This window comes from Polaribacter sp. KT25b (assembly GCF_900105145.1).
Lineage (GTDB): Bacteria > Bacteroidota > Bacteroidia > Flavobacteriales > Flavobacteriaceae > Polaribacter.
This window is the reverse complement of the sequence record NZ_LT629752.1, coordinates 60,395-76,249: the sequence shown is the minus strand read 5'-3', so window position 1 is coordinate 76,249 and position 15,855 is coordinate 60,395. Positions and strand designations below refer to the sequence as shown.

The following is a 15,855-nucleotide window of genomic DNA, read 5'->3' as shown; positions in this document are numbered from 1 at the left end:
AGTACAATTTTTAGCAATAAGGGGCTTGTTAAAATTAAATTATAACTATTTAAAATTTTTTGAAAAAAAAATAAAAAATATTTGCGCATATTCAAAAAAGACTTATATTTGCACTCGCTAATCACAATCTAGTGAAGCAAACTCCTCCTTAGCTCAGTTGGTTAGAGCATCTGACTGTTAATCAGAGGGTCCTTGGTTCGAGCCCAAGAGGGGGAGCAAAATAAGTCTTAACATTAATTTGTTAAGGCTTTTTTTTATGCTTTAAAATAGATTGATTTAACAAGTCAAATCCCAAAACCTCAGCACTTATAACATTATAAATAAATCACTTAAAGAACAAAAATACAATTACTCTTCCCTCATAAATTTAGATAGAAAAGCTTTTAATTTCAGAACCACATAAGAAACAAGATAGCATCAAGTCCATAAAAAAACTTATCTTTTTTATTGATGGTTTAAAAAACAATTAAACAACACCTGCATTATTTTTTTAAACACTTTTTTAGATTTCAAAAGTATAAATATTATTAAATAAAAATCAAAAAAAAAAAGCGTTACAGATGTAACGCTTTTAACAGTTTTATAAGTGCAAATTTATTCTGCAGTCGCCTCAGCAGCTTCCTCTTGTTCATCTTCATCAGCTCCTACAGTTGCATTACGAGAAGTTCTCACTTGCACTACAACAGTATTATCTGGATGCATAAAAGTATAATCATCATTAAATAATGACGTAACAAATAATTTATTTCCAATTTTTAATTTAGAAATATTTGCTACTACAAAATCAGGCAAATTAGCAGGTAATGCTTTTACTCTTAATTTACGGTTTGTAAAACGTAAAGACCCTCCATTTAAAACTCCAGGAGAAGTACCTTCTAATTGTACTGGAATACTCATTGTAATCTCTTTATCATCAAATAATTGATAAAAATCTACATGCAAGATTTTATCTGTTACTGGATGAAACTGAATATCTTGTAAAATTGCAGCTATTTTTTGGCCATCAACGTCTATACTTGCTGTATATACATTTGGAGTGTAAACCAAGTTTTTAAACGCTTTTTCTTCTGCTGAAAAATGTATTGGTGTTTTTCCTCCGTATATAACGCAAGGAACCATACCAGCATTACGTAAGGCTTTAGTTGCTACTTTACCTACGCTTTCTCTTTTTGATCCTTTAATCGAAATTGATTTCATTACTTTGTTTTATTGTTTATTTTACATTAAAAATTGTCCACTAATTGAAGTATTGTCTTGCACTTTGTGCATTACATCTGCAAATAATGGGGCGCAAGATACTACTTTTATTTTTGATGTCTCCTTTTTTAATGGAATACTATCAGAAACTATTAATTCTGTTAATCCTGAATTTTGAATTTTTTCATAAGCTCCTCCAGAAAGAATAGGATGTGTACAAATTGCACGTACACTTAAAGCTCCTCTTTCCATCATTAAATTAGCCGCATGTGCTAAAGTACCTCCAGTATCTATCATATCATCAACCAAGATTACATTTTTTCCTTGTACATCTCCAATCAACTCCATATGACCTATTACATTGGCTTTTATTCTTTGTTTATAACAAATTACAACATCAGATAATAGGTGCTTAGAATATGCATAAGCTCTTTTAGAACCACCCATATCTGGAGAAGCAATTGTTAAATTTTCTAAATTTAAACTCTCTATATAAGGTAAAAATATAGTGGAAGCATATAAATGATCTACAGGTTTTTCAAAGAAACCCTGAATTTGATCAGCATGTAAATCCATCGTCATAATTCTTGTTGCGCCTGCCGATTGTAATAAGTTTGCAACTAATTTAGCACCAATAGCAACTCTTGGCTTGTCTTTTCTGTCTTGTCTTGCCCAACCAAAATAAGGCATAACTGCAGTAATATGTCTTGCTGATGCTCTTTTTGCTGCATCTAACATTAATAACATTTCCATTAAATTATCTGCATTTGGAAATGTAGAACCGATAATAAAAACTCTTCTTCCTCTTACAGATTCTTCGAAAGCTGGCTGAAATTCTCCATCACTAAAGTAAGTTGTATCTACTTTACCTAAGGTAGTATTGTATTCTTTTGCAATATTCTCTGCCAAAACTGTGCTTTGCCTGCAGGCAAAAAGTTTTGGGGCTAACTGATTTGTAGGCATTTAGTTGTTTTTTTTTATTATGTTGTTGTTTACCTACAAAAGTAGAATTTATTTATTGACTTTGAAATATATTTATAGACTTTAAAATAAAATAATTTTATACATTTGCAATCTTAATTAATACTAGCTCAAGTGGCGGAATTGGTAGACGCGCTGGATTCAAAATCCAGTTCTTTCGGGAGTGTGGGTTCGATTCCCACCTTGAGTACCAAAAGAAAACCTCAACTTTTAAAAGTTGAGGTTTTTTTATTTCATAGTATTATTAATATCAAACCAATAATTATAACTCACTTTTTAGAAAAAGAGAATATAAGAACAAAAATCTACAAATAATTTTTCATCATTAACGCTGCTCCTAAAGCGCTTTCGTTTTTACATTCTGATATTTTAACAACGATGCCTTTTTTTAACAGTGTTAAATATTTAATAAAGATTTCATTTTTATTAAATCCACCAGAAATATGGATATTTTTTATTGATTTATCTTTGTCGGTTATTAAATTGATACCGGCAATTACTTTTTTAGAAATTTCAAATATTAATTGATAATAAGCAGTTTCATAAGAACCAAAATACTTAAATAGATTTTCATTCGCTTCAAAATTAGTATCAATACCATCAGCTAAAAAAATCTGTGCATTTTCTGCTATTAAACCCTTACATAATTTCTCGTTTAAGCCAAGATGTAAATGCTTGTTAATATCAACATTAAAATGTTCACTTAACGGCTTTAAATACACTTCATGTATACGTCCTAAAAACTGCATAGAAGATTTTACTTGTTGTTTTTTAGGAGTCATAAAACACAAACAATTATTGGTTAATTGATGTTGTGTTAAGGTTTCACTACTAAAAGGATTCATAGCAATAATCCAAGTTCCTGTAGAAAGCAATACAAAATCATTGCCTTTTTCTTTTTCTAAAATAGGAATTATAGAAGAAGAACTGTCGTGCAAGCCAGAACCAACAGCTACTTGCTGTCCGTTAATTTCTGTACTAATTGCTTTTTCTCCGTTTACTGGTCCGGGTAAGGTAATATTTGCAGCCTTTAACCAAGGATGATATTCCATTTTATCAAAATTCCAAGTAGCTGTATGTGCGCCAACAGACGTAAAATCTGCTGTAATTTTTTTTGTAAATAAATAGCTTAAGTACTGAGGATAGTGTAAAATAGATGCTACATTTTTCCATACTTCTGGTTTGTCTTTTTGCATCCATTGCATTTGTAAACCGGTGTTTAACATACCGTAAGCAGGTGAAGCTGTTATTCTAGAAAACTCTTCTACACCACCATTAGATTGATAAAAATCTGTATAATTTTTAATGTCTAAAGGTTTTAAATAATTGTATAAAGGAGCAATTCTGTTTCCTTGTTTGTCTAAATAAACAAGAGAGGCTCCGTGAGTAGAAAAATTAATCGCTTTTAAAAGAAAATCAGAATTATTTTGTACTTGTTTTATTTGTTCTAAAATCCAATTCTTTATAGATTCTAGGTCATCACAAGGAAAACCATCGTCATCTAATATTTCTTTGAATTTAGTAGCGTTCTGAAAACAAACGTCAAAATTTTCATCAAACAAAAATATTTTTTTATTCGTTTTTCCAATATCTATAACTGCGATTACGTTTTTCATTTTATTGAAGCTTAAAAAAGGATAGAGTTTCCTTTTAACGATTAGCAGATCGTTAAAAGGAGAAACTTTATCAGTATTAAAAAAGTATTGGTGCTCTGCTAATAAATCTAATAATAAAGAGAACCAATTCTAATTAAAAAAGTATTTATTATTCTTTAAATCCGTATAACGGACCATAATTATCACATGCTCTATAATCTGCTCCTTCTAGGTTTTCACCAAAAGCAGACCATGCACTTGGACGGAAAACATCATCTTCAGAAACATTGTGCATATTTACTGGTATACGTAACATAGCAGCTAATGAGATTAAATCTGCTCCAATATGTCCGTGAGAAATTGCTCCGTGATTTGCACCCCATTTAGCCATTACTGTATACACATCTTTAAAGAAACCTGTACCTGTGGTTCTTGGTACAAACCAAGTTGTTGGCCATGTTGGATCTGTTCTTTCGTTTAAAATGGTGTGTACATCTTCTGGTAACTCAACACTCCAACCTTCTACAATTTGTAAAACAGGTCCAATTCCTTTAATTAAGTTAAGTCTACACATTGTTAGTGGCATTTCTGCTTTCGTTAAGAAATTAGAAGAGAATCCTCCTCCTCTAAAGTATTCTACAGTAGCTGGTGGCCATTTTGTATTGTCTAAACATCTTTGAACATCGTCTTTAGTAATATCCCAGAATGCTTTCATTGTTGCATTTCCATCAGCATCTTGTTGTTGTGCTGTTGCATCTAAAGTTGTAGAACCAGAATTAATTAAGTGAATAATTCCGTTTTCTGCCAATCCTGTTAATTTTTTACCAGTAACTCTTTCTACAGATTCTGGACTCCAATATGTTCTTACATCAGAGAATAACTGTGCTTTATTAGTCAATAAATGACCAAATAACATAGAAATTGCATTTAAACAATCGTTTTCTGTTGCAAATGTATATGCTTGACGAATTCCGTTCCAGTCGAAAGAAGAGTTTAAAATAGACTCTGTAAAATCTGCATTTGGTTGGTAATCTGTCCACTGACGTTGTCCTTGGAAACCACCCATAATGGCATTTCTTCCTTTAGATTCTTCACCAAATCCCATTTCTTTCAATTTAGGATTTCCATTCATTAAATCTTTACAGATTAAAGTCATTTTCACAACTTTTTCCCACTCAGCATCTTTTTGTACACGCGTTTTTTGTGCTTCAGGATTGTTTCTATCTTCTCCTTCTTTACAGTTTTCTTTTGTCCAAGCTAATGCTTTTGCATATTCTTCTTTATCGTAAATCCCTTCATCCATACGTCTTAACAACTCTACAGATTCTACAAATTCTGCTCTTACGCCTAAATAGTCTTGTAAGAAATTTACATCCACCATAGAACCAGCAATACCCATAGAACTATATCCTATAGATAAGTAGGATTTTCCTTTCATTTGCGCAACGGCTAAAGCGCCTTTTGCAAAACGAATAATTTTTTCTGAAACATCTTGAGGAATGGTTTGATCTCCACCATCCTGAACTTCTTTACCATAGATACCAAATGCTGGTAATCCTTTTTGAGAATATCCTGCTAAGGCAGCAGCTAAATACACCGCTCCTGGTCTTTCTGTTCCGTTAAATCCCCAAACTGCTTTAGGCAATAATGGGTCTGTATCCATTACTTCTGTACCATAACACCAACATGGCGTTACTGTTAAAGAAACTTCTACACCTTCTCTTTTAAATTTATCTGCACAAGCAGCAGCATCTGCAACACCTCCAATAGTAGTATCTGCAATAACACATTCTACTTTTTCTCCACTAGGGAAACGTAATGTTTCTTCAATTAATTTTGCTGCGGCTTTCGCCATATCCATCGTTTGAACCTCTAAAGATTCTCTTACTCCTAATTCACGTCCGTCTATAACAGGGCGAATTCCTATTTTTGGTAATCTACCAATAAGTCTACTACTCATTATATATCAGTTTTTTAAGTCCTATGTAAATTGTTCTAATTCTGTTAATTGCTCGTTAGATAAACCTGCTGGTTTAAAACCTGCTGCCCAACACATCATTAATAATTTGGCTCCTTTGTTAGCTACATCTAAAAAGTCCCAAGCTTTCATTACATCTGGTGCTGTAGCTGTTGCTCCGTGTTTTTCCCAAAGAGAAACATTTCTTGTTTTAAAAGCTTCCATAGTTACTTCTGCCAAAGCTGCAGTACTAGAAAGTGCATAAGGAGTACAGTGAATTCCTTTAGGTACAAATACTTTTACCTCTGGGCACATCATCCAAATTTGTCTGTTTAATTCTTCTTCATCATCAAATAATTCATGATGACTCATACAAATTAGCTCTAGAGGGTGCGTATGCACTACTGCTAAGTTTTCTGGGTGATGAATAGAATTGAATAAATGGATACTAGCATGAGAAATTAACTCACAAGTTGGTCCAAAATTAGGTCTTTTTCCACCCCAAATAATAGAATAAGCTGTTGCTGTTTCGTTAATGTAAAGAATACAAGACACCTCTTCTAGCATGTCTACTAAATCTCTTAAATAACAACCTGTACCAGTTATATAAAGTACAAAACCAGCTGATTCTTTAGGGAAATCGAAAGGGACTTCTGTACCAATGCCTTGTACTTCTTCTTTTGTAAAGAATGAAGTTAAATTCATTGATATGTTTCCTGCATTTCTTTCTGCCCATTCACGTTGCCATAAATATCCGGCAACGGTTGATACTTTTTTTAATTCTATCTCTACTTCTGATGGAAGGCTTAATGTTTTCATAATATTTAGTAAATTTGATGTAACAAAGATATTTACTAATGAAATGAAATTAAATATTCAAAATCTGTATTTTTGTATCTAATTTAAACAATTCAATAATTGACGTTTTCAAAAAACATAGCATTAGGAGACCCTTCTTCCAATTATCAAAATTTTATAGATTTAAAATTAAAATTGTTATGTTGTAGGTATTGGTTGTTAAATTTGTGGGATTGTCATGATATGATTTTTCCGTTTTGGAGAATTTATTGGAATAGAAACGAAGGCGGAGAATTAATTCATTTAGAGGATATATATAAAATGACGCCAAATACTTTATATATAATTCCACCCTTTACTTCTTTTTCTTCTCGTTTTTCTAAAAAACATATTTACAATGATGGCATTCATGTTTCAGGTAGGCATTTAACAAGCGATTATGATGAAAATGATTATTTAGAATCTTCTTTAATCCATTTTTTTATTCACTTTAATTTAGGAGTTCCTTTTGATAATGTATATCCAGGTATTATTGAAATACAAGTTACCGATTATTTAAGAGATCGATTAGAATATTTAACAGAAAGATTAAAGATTGAAAACAAAGATTTTAAATTGACTTTTAATTTAAAACTACAAGCATTTATTAAAGAAGTACTAACTAATATTGGTCCAGAACTTTGGAAAGCAATTAACATTGATGATCGCGTTTTAAAAGTAATTCGTTTTATTGAAGCCAATATCAGTAAGAAATTAACCAATACAGAAATTGCAGCTATTGTAAATATGGCACCTAATTCTTTTGCGCGCTTATTTAAGGAAGAAATGCATATTACGTTGCACAACTTTATTCAGAATAGAAAAATTGCAAGATCTTGTGAATTATTTGAGCATACCAATAAAACCATAGAAGATGTTGCTTTTTATTTAGGTTTTTCAGACCGATATCATTTTTCTAGAGTTTTTAAACTCGTTACGGGATTAACACCGGGTGTTTATAAATCTGGAAAATATACATAAATAGCTAAATATTTTTTAAATAAAAATAGCTCTTTGTTTCTTTTCTATAAGGTTTTAAAACATATTTTTTGCTTTATTTTCAACCCTTATGTTTAAATTATACATATTATTGTGCAATATGGATAAATATTTTAGACAATTCTATGTATATGTTTGCGTATTGGCTTTAACAACCAATAACTAAATAACAATAGATGTTATAAACTCAACTTGAATTTTAACACCTTTTACTTAAATGACTAATAATAACTAAAAACAATATTTTATGCAACAATTCAATCAATTTATAAATGGAAAATTTGTAAAATCTACTTCTACAGATGTAATTGAAATTTTAAATCCTTGTACAGAGGAGGTTTTATCTTTAATGCCAATCGGAAGCGTTAAAGACGCTCAATTAGCCTTAGAAGCAGCTCAAGCTTCTCAACACGCTTGGAAATCTCTTCCAGCAATTCAAAGAGCCAATTACTTAAATAAAATGGCCGATGTTATTCGTGAAAACAGAATATCTTTAGCAAAAACATTAGCCGCTGAACAAGCTAAAGTAATGGGCTTAGCACAGGTAGAAATTGATGTTACTGCAGATTATTTTGACTATTACGCAGGATTTGCAAGAAGAATTGAAGGAGAAATTATACAAAGTGATCGCAGCAAAGAACATATCTTTTTACACAAAGCACCAATTGGTGTTGCTGTTGGTATTTTACCTTGGAATTTTCCTTTCTTTGTAATGGCTAGAAAGGTTGCTGGCTCTTTAATTACAGGAAATACCTGTGTTATAAACCCAAGTTCTATTGCTCCTAATACAGTTATGGCATTTGCTAAATTAATAGAAGCAATAAAACTTCCCGCAGGTGTATTAAACTATGTTTGTGGTAAAGGTAGTATTGTTGGCGATGCACTTTCTAGAAGTCCAATTACTGGCATTATTAGCTTAACAGGTAGTGTTGGTGCTGGCCAAATGGTAATGCGAGCAGCAGCAGAAAATATTACTAAAGTATCTCTAGAATTAGGTGGTAAAGCACCAGCAATTGTTTGTGCAGATGCTAACTTAGAATTGGCCGTGAACGCTGTTGTTACTTCTAGAATTACTTTTAGCGGACAAGTATGTAACTGTGCAGAAAGACTTTATGTAGAAGAATCTATTCATGATCAATTTTTGGATATGGTTGCAGCAAAAATGAAAACTCTAAAGGTCGAAGATGCTTTTTCTGACAACAATCCAGATATGAGTGCTTTGGTTTCTAAAGCACAATATGATAAAGTTTCTGAAATGGTAGAATATGCTAAAAAAGAAGGTGCTGAAGTATTAATTGGTGGATCTAGAACTCCTGGATTTGATAAAGGATATTTTTATCAACCAACCTTAATAACAAATGTAAAACAAGAGATGCAAATTATACAAGAAGAAGTATTTGGCCCTGTTTTACCAGTTATGAAATTTAGTACTTTGGATGAAGCTATTGCTCTAGCAAATGATTGCGAATTTGGATTAACATCTTCTATCTTCTCAGAAGACTTTAACAAAGTAATGCATGCTGCAGAAGAATTACAGTATGGTGAAACTTACATCAATAGAGAGCATTTTGAAGCTATTCAAGGTTTCCACGCAGGTTGGAAAAAATCTGGTATTGGTGGAGCCGATGGTAAACATGGTATGGAAGAATATTTACAAACCAAAGTAGTTTACGCTCAATACAGATAAAATTACTATTAAAATATATATAAAACACTTTTACTACTTTAAATCCCCAACTTAAATTTCTTTTAAAAGTGTTTTTTTTACTAAAATAAATATTTATGGCTGAGTCAAAAAAAATCCCCGTAGTTTCCAAAGAAGTTTTAATTCCTTTTATAATTATTACCTCACTATTTTCTCTTTGGGGTTTTGCAAATGATATTACAAACCCAATGGTTGCTGCATTTGGTACCGTTATGGAAATATCAACAGCAAAAGCTGCATTAGTGCAACTTGCTTTTTATGGCGGATATGCAACAATGGCAATACCAGCAGCTTTATTTGTTAGAAAATACAGTTATAAAAAAGGAATTCTTTTAGGACTAACTTTATATGCTATTGGTGCATTATTGTTTTTTCCAGCTGCTAAATTTGAAGTTTTTGGCTTCTTTTTAGGATCGCTGTATATTTTAACATTCGGGTTGGCATTTTTAGAAACCACGGCAAATCCTTACATCCTTTCTATGGGAGATCAAAGAACAGCAACTCAACGTTTAAATTTAGCACAAGCGTTTAACCCTATAGGTTCTTTATTTGGAATGTTTGTCGCTTCAAAATTTATTTTAGTCGCCTTAGATTCTGATAAAAGAAATGAAGCTGGTGAACTTATTTTTAACACATTAGATGAAGCACAAAAAGCAATTATTAGAACACACGATTTAGCAATTATTAGAAATCCATATGTAATTTTAGGTTTTGTTGTAATTGCCATGTTAGTTTTAATTACAGTAACTAAAATGCCTAAAAGAGATACTTCTGTAACCTATTCTAGTGCAGCCGACTCTTTTAAACGCTTGTTTGCAAACGGAAAATACAAAGAAGGTGTTTTGGCACAAATGTTTTATGTGGCTGCACAAATTATGTGTTGGACATTTATCATTCAATATGCAGGAAATTTAGGTATTGCAAAATCAACAGCACAAAACTTTAATATTGTTGCCATGTCTATTTTCTTAGGAAGTAGATTTATTAGTACTTTTTTAATGAAATACATCAACGCTAAAAAACTACTGATGATTTTTGCACTTGGTGCAATGGCAACCACATCTGGAGTAATTTTAATTGAAGGAATGACTGGTTTATACTTATTAGTAGCAACTTCTGCATTTATGTCTTTAATGTTCCCAACAATTTACGGAATAGCATTAAACGGATTAAGTGAAGAAGATTCTGCTCTAGGTGCTGCTGGTTTGGTGATGGCAATTGTTGGTGGCGCATTAATGCCAATTTTACAAGGGTTAATGATTGATATGGATAAAATTGGTCCTTTTTCTGGAGTAAATTTTTCGTTTATTTTACCTTTTATCTGCTTTTGTTTTATTGCTATTTACGGATATAGAACTTTAAAAATCTATAAATAAAATGACAAAATATTGTTTTGCTTTAGATTTAAAAGAGGATATAAAACTCATTGAAGAGTATAAAAAATATCATCAAAAAATATGGCCAGAAATAACGAAGAGCATTCTAGATTCTGGTATTTTAAACTTAGAGATTTACAATATTAGGAATCGTTTATTTATGATTATGGAGGTTGATGACTCCTTTTCTTTCGAGAAGAAAGATGAGATTGATAAAAACAATGCAAAAGTTCAAGAATGGGAAACCTTAATGTGGAAATATCAGCAAGAACTCCCAATGGCTAAAAAAGGAGAAAAGTGGATTTTAATGGAAAAAATATATCAATTAGATCCACAACAGAACAGCAAATAAATCTTAAAATAATGAAAGTAGGTCTTTTTATACCTTGTTACATCAATCAGTTATACCCACAAGTTGGTATTGCTACCTTAGAACTTTTAGAAAAATTAAATATTGATGTTGGTTATCCTTCAGGACAAACTTGTTGCGGACAGCCAATGGCAAATTCGGGTTATGAATACGAATCTGATGGTGCTTGTCATAATTTTGTAGACAATTTTAAAGATTTCGATTACATCGTTACGCCTTCTGGAAGTTGTGCCTATCATGTAAAAAAACATTATAATATTATTCCGCAAACATCAGAAGTAACAAAAGTGCGTGACAATGTCTATGAATTGTGCGATTTTATCCTAAATATTTTAAAAATAAAAGATGTAGGAGCTTCATTTCCTTATAAAATAGGTGTTCATAAAAGCTGCCACGGATTAAGAGGACTTAGACTTGGTTCTTGCTCAGAGGTTGTTGGAAAACCTTATTCTTATATAGAAGAATTACTACAAGAAGTAACAGGTGCAGAACTGATGCCTATTAGTAGAACTGATGAATGTTGTGGTTTTGGAGGAACTTTTGCAGTGACTGAAGAAGCTGTTTCTGTTAAAATGGGAAAAGACAAAATTAAAGATCATTTAGAAAGTGGTGTTGAAGTTATTACAGCTACAGATACTTCTTGCTTAATGCATTTAGAAGGATTAATTAATAGAAACAACCAACCTTTAAAAGTTTTGCATATCGCAGAAATTTTAAACAGTAACCTTTAAAATACTAGAAAATGAGTCATTCAAAATTAGCAAGTATTTTTAATAAAGATGAAAAAAGGGTTGATTGGCATGATAAAGCTTTGTGGTTTGTGCGTCATAAAAGAGATCTATCTGTTCACAATGTTAAAGGTTGGGAAGAGTTAAGAAACCTTGGCCATGGAATTAAAGCTCACATGTTATCGAATTTAGACAACTATTTAATTCAGTTTGAAGAAAATGCAAAAAAAAATGGTGTAGAAGTTCATTGGGCTGCAAATGCCGAAGAACACAATAAAATAGTTGTTGACATTCTTAATGAGCATAAAGCAAAGAAAATTGTAAAAAGTAAGTCGATGTTAACAGAAGAATGTCATCTAAATCCGTTTTTGGAAGAAAATGATATCGAAGTAATCGACACCGATTTAGGTGAACGTATTGTACAGCTAGCCAAAGAAAGACCAAGCCATATTGTGTTGCCGGCAATTCATAAAAACAGACATGAAGTTGATGAATTATTTCAAGAACATCTAGGAACGAAACCTTGTGATGGAGATCCGCAATATTTAACGAGTGAAGCAAGAAAACATCTTCGAGAAAAATTTATTGCTGCAGATGCAGCGCTTACAGGTGTAAATTTTGCAGTTGCAGAAACTGGTGGTTTTGTAGTTTGTACTAATGAAGGTAATGCAGATATGGGGGCACATTTGGCACCTGTTCATATTGCTTCTATGGGAGTTGAAAAAATCATTCCAAAACAAGAACATTTAGGTGTATTTTTAAGATTATTAGCAAGATCTGCAACCGGGCAACCAGTTACCACCTATTCATCACACTTTAAAAAACCTCAAAAGGGAACAAAAATGCACATTGTTATTGTTGATAATGGGCGTTCTGAACAATTAAGCAGACCTGACTTTAGAGCTTCTTTACACTGTATTCGTTGTGGCGCTTGTATGAACACATGTCCTATTTACAGGAGAAGTGGTGGCCATAGTTACGATGCTACAATTCCTGGACCAATTGGTTCTATTTTATCTCCCGGAAAAGATTTAAAAGAATACAGCACTTTACCATTTGCATCTACATTATGTGGTTCTTGTTCTGATGTTTGTCCTGTAAAAATTGATATTCATTCTCAACTATACAAATGGCGACAAATAATTACCAAAGAAACCCCTCAGCCTTTTGTAAAAAAACAAGCAATGAAAGCTATGGGTACAATTTTTGCAAAACCAAAACAATTTGAGATTGTAGGAAAAGTGGCACGTTGGTCTTTAAGAAATTTACCAAAATCAGTTATCAACTCAAAACCGAATGCCTGGGGTAAAGCAAGAGATCTACCTTTAGGACCAAAACAAAGTTTTGATCAGTGGTTTAAAGAAAGAGAAAACGAGAAAAAAAATTAAATTATGGGAAGTAGAAATCAAATATTAGATAGAATTAAAGCAAACAAACCAAGTCTTCTATCTTTGCCTAATATAAATAGCGCTCTTTTTCATGAAGATTTAGATCTCTTAAAAGAGTTTACAAAAAAAGTAGAAGTTGTTGGTGGTAATGTGTTGAATGCAAATTCTAATGAAGATATTATGCTTCAAATTGAAAAAATATTTCCGGATACAAAAGTGAAATTTTCTTCTTTAGAAAATTCACAATCTTTTAATACCATTGATTTAGCTTCACTTCAAAAACCTCATGATTTAGAAAATTTAGACCTTTTAATTTTAGAAAGTAAATTAGCAGTTGCAGAAAATGGTGCTATTTGGATGTCTGATGATGAAATCCCTGTTCGTGTACTACCTTTTATTGCACAGCATTTAGTTTTAGTTTTATCAGCAAAAAACATTGTGCCTTACATGCATCAAGCTTATGATCAACTAAACAATTTTGGTTTTGGTGTTTTTATTGCTGGCCCTTCTAAAACGGCAGATATTGAACAATCGCTTGTTATTGGTGCACACGGAGCTTTAAGTTTAACAGTGTTTTTGAAAGAGTAAATTCTTAAAAACCACACCCAATCCACATAATAGCATAGAAAACATAAACTATATATCTGATGAAACTCTGTCATGGTGAAATTATTTCAGTATTTTATCAGATTAAGAACCAAAAAAATTACCCTACAATTTTAGATACATTCCGTTTTGTTATTTCCATTTTTAAGAGAAATCTCATAAACTTTCTAAATATTTTGTATCAATTTTATCGGCATTCACATAAACTGAGAATGAGAAACTTCTTCTACTTTTGATGTTTAAAACGAAATATTTGATTGAGCACATTCGAAACCTACTATAGAAAACCATTAGCTCTCGACTACTCTCGAACAGAAATGGAAAATATAGCTACGACCATAAAATTAATATCGATTAATTTCAAACATAAAACCATCCGATAGGGAAGCCTTATGGATGGTTTTTTATAATAACAATTAATGAAGTATAATCTATTTTATTTCTTTTATTTTTTCTCCTCTTAAAGATTCATAAACTTGAATCATTTCTGCTAATTTTTCGGGATTAGTTGCCGCTAAATCCTTTTGTTGCCCAATATCTTCTTTTAAATTATACAATTGAATTTTTGGTAAAACACCTAAATCTGTATTTACTTTTTTATTAAATTGCTTTCCTTTGTATGACGGAATCATTAACCAGTCTCCACTTCTTAAAGCCGTTTTAGAATTTGCTTCAATTAACAAATGATCTCTACCTTTACCAGCATCACCTAAAAAAGCATTTAAAATATCTTTACTATCTGTCGTTTCTTCAGACGTTCCTGTTAAGTTTGCCAAAGATGCTAATAAGTCCATCTGACAAACAATGGCATCAGAAACCGCCGGTTTAATAGTTCCTTTCCAATAGGTAATAAAAGGCACTCTTGTACCTGCTTCTAACAAACTGTATTTACCACCTCTTAAACCTCCTTTCGGATCGTGTTTTCCTAATTTCTCTACTGCATCATCATAATAACCATCATTTAAAACAGGGCCATTATCACTAGAAAAAACAATTAACGTATTTTCTAAAAGCCCTTCTTCTTTTAAAGTGTTTATAAATTCACCAACTACCCAATCTGCTTCTAAAATTACATCTCCTCTTGGTCCCATTCCAGATTTACCTACAAAACGAGGATGCGGAGTTCTTGGCACGTGTGGTTGCTGCATAGCGTAATACAAAAAGAAAGGTTGCTCTTTATGTGATCTTACATACTCTTGCGCTTTTCCTAAAAAATGATCTGCCATATCAATATCTGTCCATTTTGCAGACTCACCACCTTTCATATACCCAATTCTAGGAATTCCGTTTACAATGCTATTATTATGTCCGTGATGCCATTTCATCGTTGTCAATTCTGGGTTTGATTTGGCTGTTGGTTCTCCTTCAAAATTCTTTTTATAATTTACTTCAATAGGATCATTTTTATCCAAACCTACTACATGTCCGTTATCTATATAAACTGTAGGAACTCTATCTTGCGTAGCTGCCATAATATAAGAAGAATCGAAACCTACTTCATTAGGTCCTGGAGTTATTTTTCCGTTCCAATTCACATTCCCAGATCCTAAACCTAAATGCCATTTACCAACAATTGCCGTTTGATAGCCTTGTTTCTTTAACACTTTTGGTAAAGTTTGTTGCGCTACATCAATAATTAAAGGAGCAGAACCTGCTAAAATTCTTGCTTTTTTATTTCTCCAAGGATACACACCTGTTAACAATGCATATCTACTTGGTGTACATGTTGCCGAAGAAGCATACCCATTTGTAAATTTAATTCCGCCATTTGCCAAGGCATCTATATTTGGCGTTTGTAATTCTGTGGCTCCGTAAGCACTTAAATCTCCGTAGCCTAAATCGTCTAAATAAATAACAACAATATTTGGTTTTTTATCTGAATTACTAGATTTACTCTCTTTTTGCTCCGACTTACAACTTGATAGTACAAATGCAGACAAGAAGAAACATTTAAAAATAATACTTTTAAAACTCATGCGATTTCTATTAATTAATTTAAAATAATGAATGTAAAATTAGGTATATAAATTGAACAATTGGGGGTAATATTCGTTAGAAAACAGTATCAAAATGATTCTTATGTTTTTTATATTTTTTCTTTTTTAAATTAGCCAAC

The 15,855-nt window shown here is 31.9% G+C and carries 13 protein-coding genes and 2 tRNA genes; 9 read left to right on the top strand and 6 right to left on the bottom strand.

Annotated features, from left to right (window positions below; genetic code table 11):
* Nucleotides 1-142: 142 nt before the first annotated feature.
* Nucleotides 143-216 (top strand) — tRNA-Asn (locus tag BLT70_RS00255).
* Nucleotides 217-594: 378 nt separating this feature from the next.
* On the opposite strand, the gene BLT70_RS00250 is transcribed toward BLT70_RS00255, so the two are convergent.
* Complete coding sequence (locus BLT70_RS00250) at nt 595-1,197, bottom strand: 50S ribosomal protein L25/general stress protein Ctc (RefSeq protein ID WP_091889915.1); 603 nt, start codon at nt 1,195-1,197, stop codon at nt 595-597.
* Between the two features lie 21 nt (nt 1,198-1,218).
* Nucleotides 1,219-2,160 carry a ribose-phosphate pyrophosphokinase gene (locus BLT70_RS00245; RefSeq protein ID WP_091889912.1) on the bottom strand — a complete coding sequence of 314 codons (942 nt, stop codon included), beginning with the start codon at nt 2,158-2,160 and terminating at the stop codon, nt 1,219-1,221.
* A gap of 126 nt (nt 2,161-2,286) precedes the next feature.
* On the opposite strand from BLT70_RS00245, the gene BLT70_RS00240 reads away from it, so the two are divergent.
* Nucleotides 2,287-2,371: transfer RNA gene (locus BLT70_RS00240), tRNA-Leu, on the top strand.
* A gap of 112 nt (nt 2,372-2,483) precedes the next feature.
* On the opposite strand, the gene BLT70_RS00235 is transcribed toward BLT70_RS00240, so the two are convergent.
* The 3 genes from BLT70_RS00235 to rhaD all read right to left on the bottom strand — a co-directional run bounded on the left by BLT70_RS00235 (nt 2,484) and on the right by rhaD (nt 6,549).
* Nucleotides 2,484-3,794, bottom strand: coding sequence for an FGGY family carbohydrate kinase (locus tag BLT70_RS00235; RefSeq protein WP_091889909.1), 1,311 nt, complete (start codon nt 3,792-3,794; stop codon nt 2,484-2,486).
* A gap of 148 nt (nt 3,795-3,942) precedes the next feature.
* Nucleotides 3,943-5,733 (bottom strand): L-fucose isomerase, encoded by a 1,791-nt coding sequence (locus BLT70_RS00230; RefSeq protein ID WP_091889907.1) that lies wholly within the window; start codon nt 5,731-5,733, stop codon nt 3,943-3,945.
* Nucleotides 5,734-5,754: 21 nt separating this feature from the next.
* Complete coding sequence (gene rhaD / locus BLT70_RS00225; RefSeq protein ID WP_091889904.1) at nt 5,755-6,549, bottom strand: rhamnulose-1-phosphate aldolase; 795 nt, start codon at nt 6,547-6,549, stop codon at nt 5,755-5,757.
* Nucleotides 6,550-6,648: 99 nt separating this feature from the next.
* On the opposite strand from rhaD, the gene BLT70_RS00220 reads away from it, so the two are divergent.
* The 7 genes from BLT70_RS00220 to BLT70_RS00190 all read left to right on the top strand — a co-directional run bounded on the left by BLT70_RS00220 (nt 6,649) and on the right by BLT70_RS00190 (nt 13,721).
* Complete coding sequence (locus tag BLT70_RS00220; RefSeq protein ID WP_091889901.1) at nt 6,649-7,548, top strand: AraC family transcriptional regulator; 900 nt, start codon at nt 6,649-6,651, stop codon at nt 7,546-7,548.
* 265 nt (nt 7,549-7,813) lie between these two features.
* A complete protein-coding gene (aldA, locus tag BLT70_RS00215) occupies nt 7,814-9,253 on the top strand; it encodes an aldehyde dehydrogenase (protein WP_091889898.1) in 1,440 nt (479 codons plus the stop codon).
* Nucleotides 9,254-9,348: 95 nt separating this feature from the next.
* Nucleotides 9,349-10,647: an L-fucose:H+ symporter permease gene (fucP, locus tag BLT70_RS00210; RefSeq protein WP_091889892.1), complete on the top strand. Its 1,299-nt coding sequence runs from the start codon at nt 9,349-9,351 to the stop codon at nt 10,645-10,647.
* Between the two features lies 1 nt (nt 10,648).
* The gene (locus tag BLT70_RS00205) at nt 10,649-10,999 is read left to right on the top strand and encodes an L-rhamnose mutarotase (RefSeq protein WP_091889889.1); all 351 of its coding nucleotides are present in this window, start codon (nt 10,649-10,651) and stop codon (nt 10,997-10,999) included.
* 11 nt (nt 11,000-11,010) lie between these two features.
* Complete coding sequence (locus tag BLT70_RS00200) at nt 11,011-11,748, top strand: (Fe-S)-binding protein (RefSeq protein WP_091889887.1); 738 nt, start codon at nt 11,011-11,013, stop codon at nt 11,746-11,748.
* Nucleotides 11,749-11,759: 11 nt separating this feature from the next.
* Nucleotides 11,760-13,133 carry a lactate utilization protein B gene (locus tag BLT70_RS00195; protein ID WP_091889884.1) on the top strand — a complete coding sequence of 458 codons (1,374 nt, stop codon included), beginning with the start codon at nt 11,760-11,762 and terminating at the stop codon, nt 13,131-13,133.
* A 3-nt stretch (nt 13,134-13,136) separates the two neighbouring features.
* On the top strand, nt 13,137-13,721 hold the full coding sequence (locus BLT70_RS00190; protein WP_091889881.1) for an LUD domain-containing protein: 585 nt from the start codon (nt 13,137-13,139) through the stop codon (nt 13,719-13,721).
* Nucleotides 13,722-14,170: 449 nt separating this feature from the next.
* On the opposite strand, the gene BLT70_RS00185 is transcribed toward BLT70_RS00190, so the two are convergent.
* Entirely contained in the window at nt 14,171-15,715 is a 1,545-nt protein-coding gene (locus BLT70_RS00185; protein WP_091889878.1) for an arylsulfatase, read from the bottom strand.
* Nucleotides 15,716-15,855: the final 140 nt, after the last annotated feature.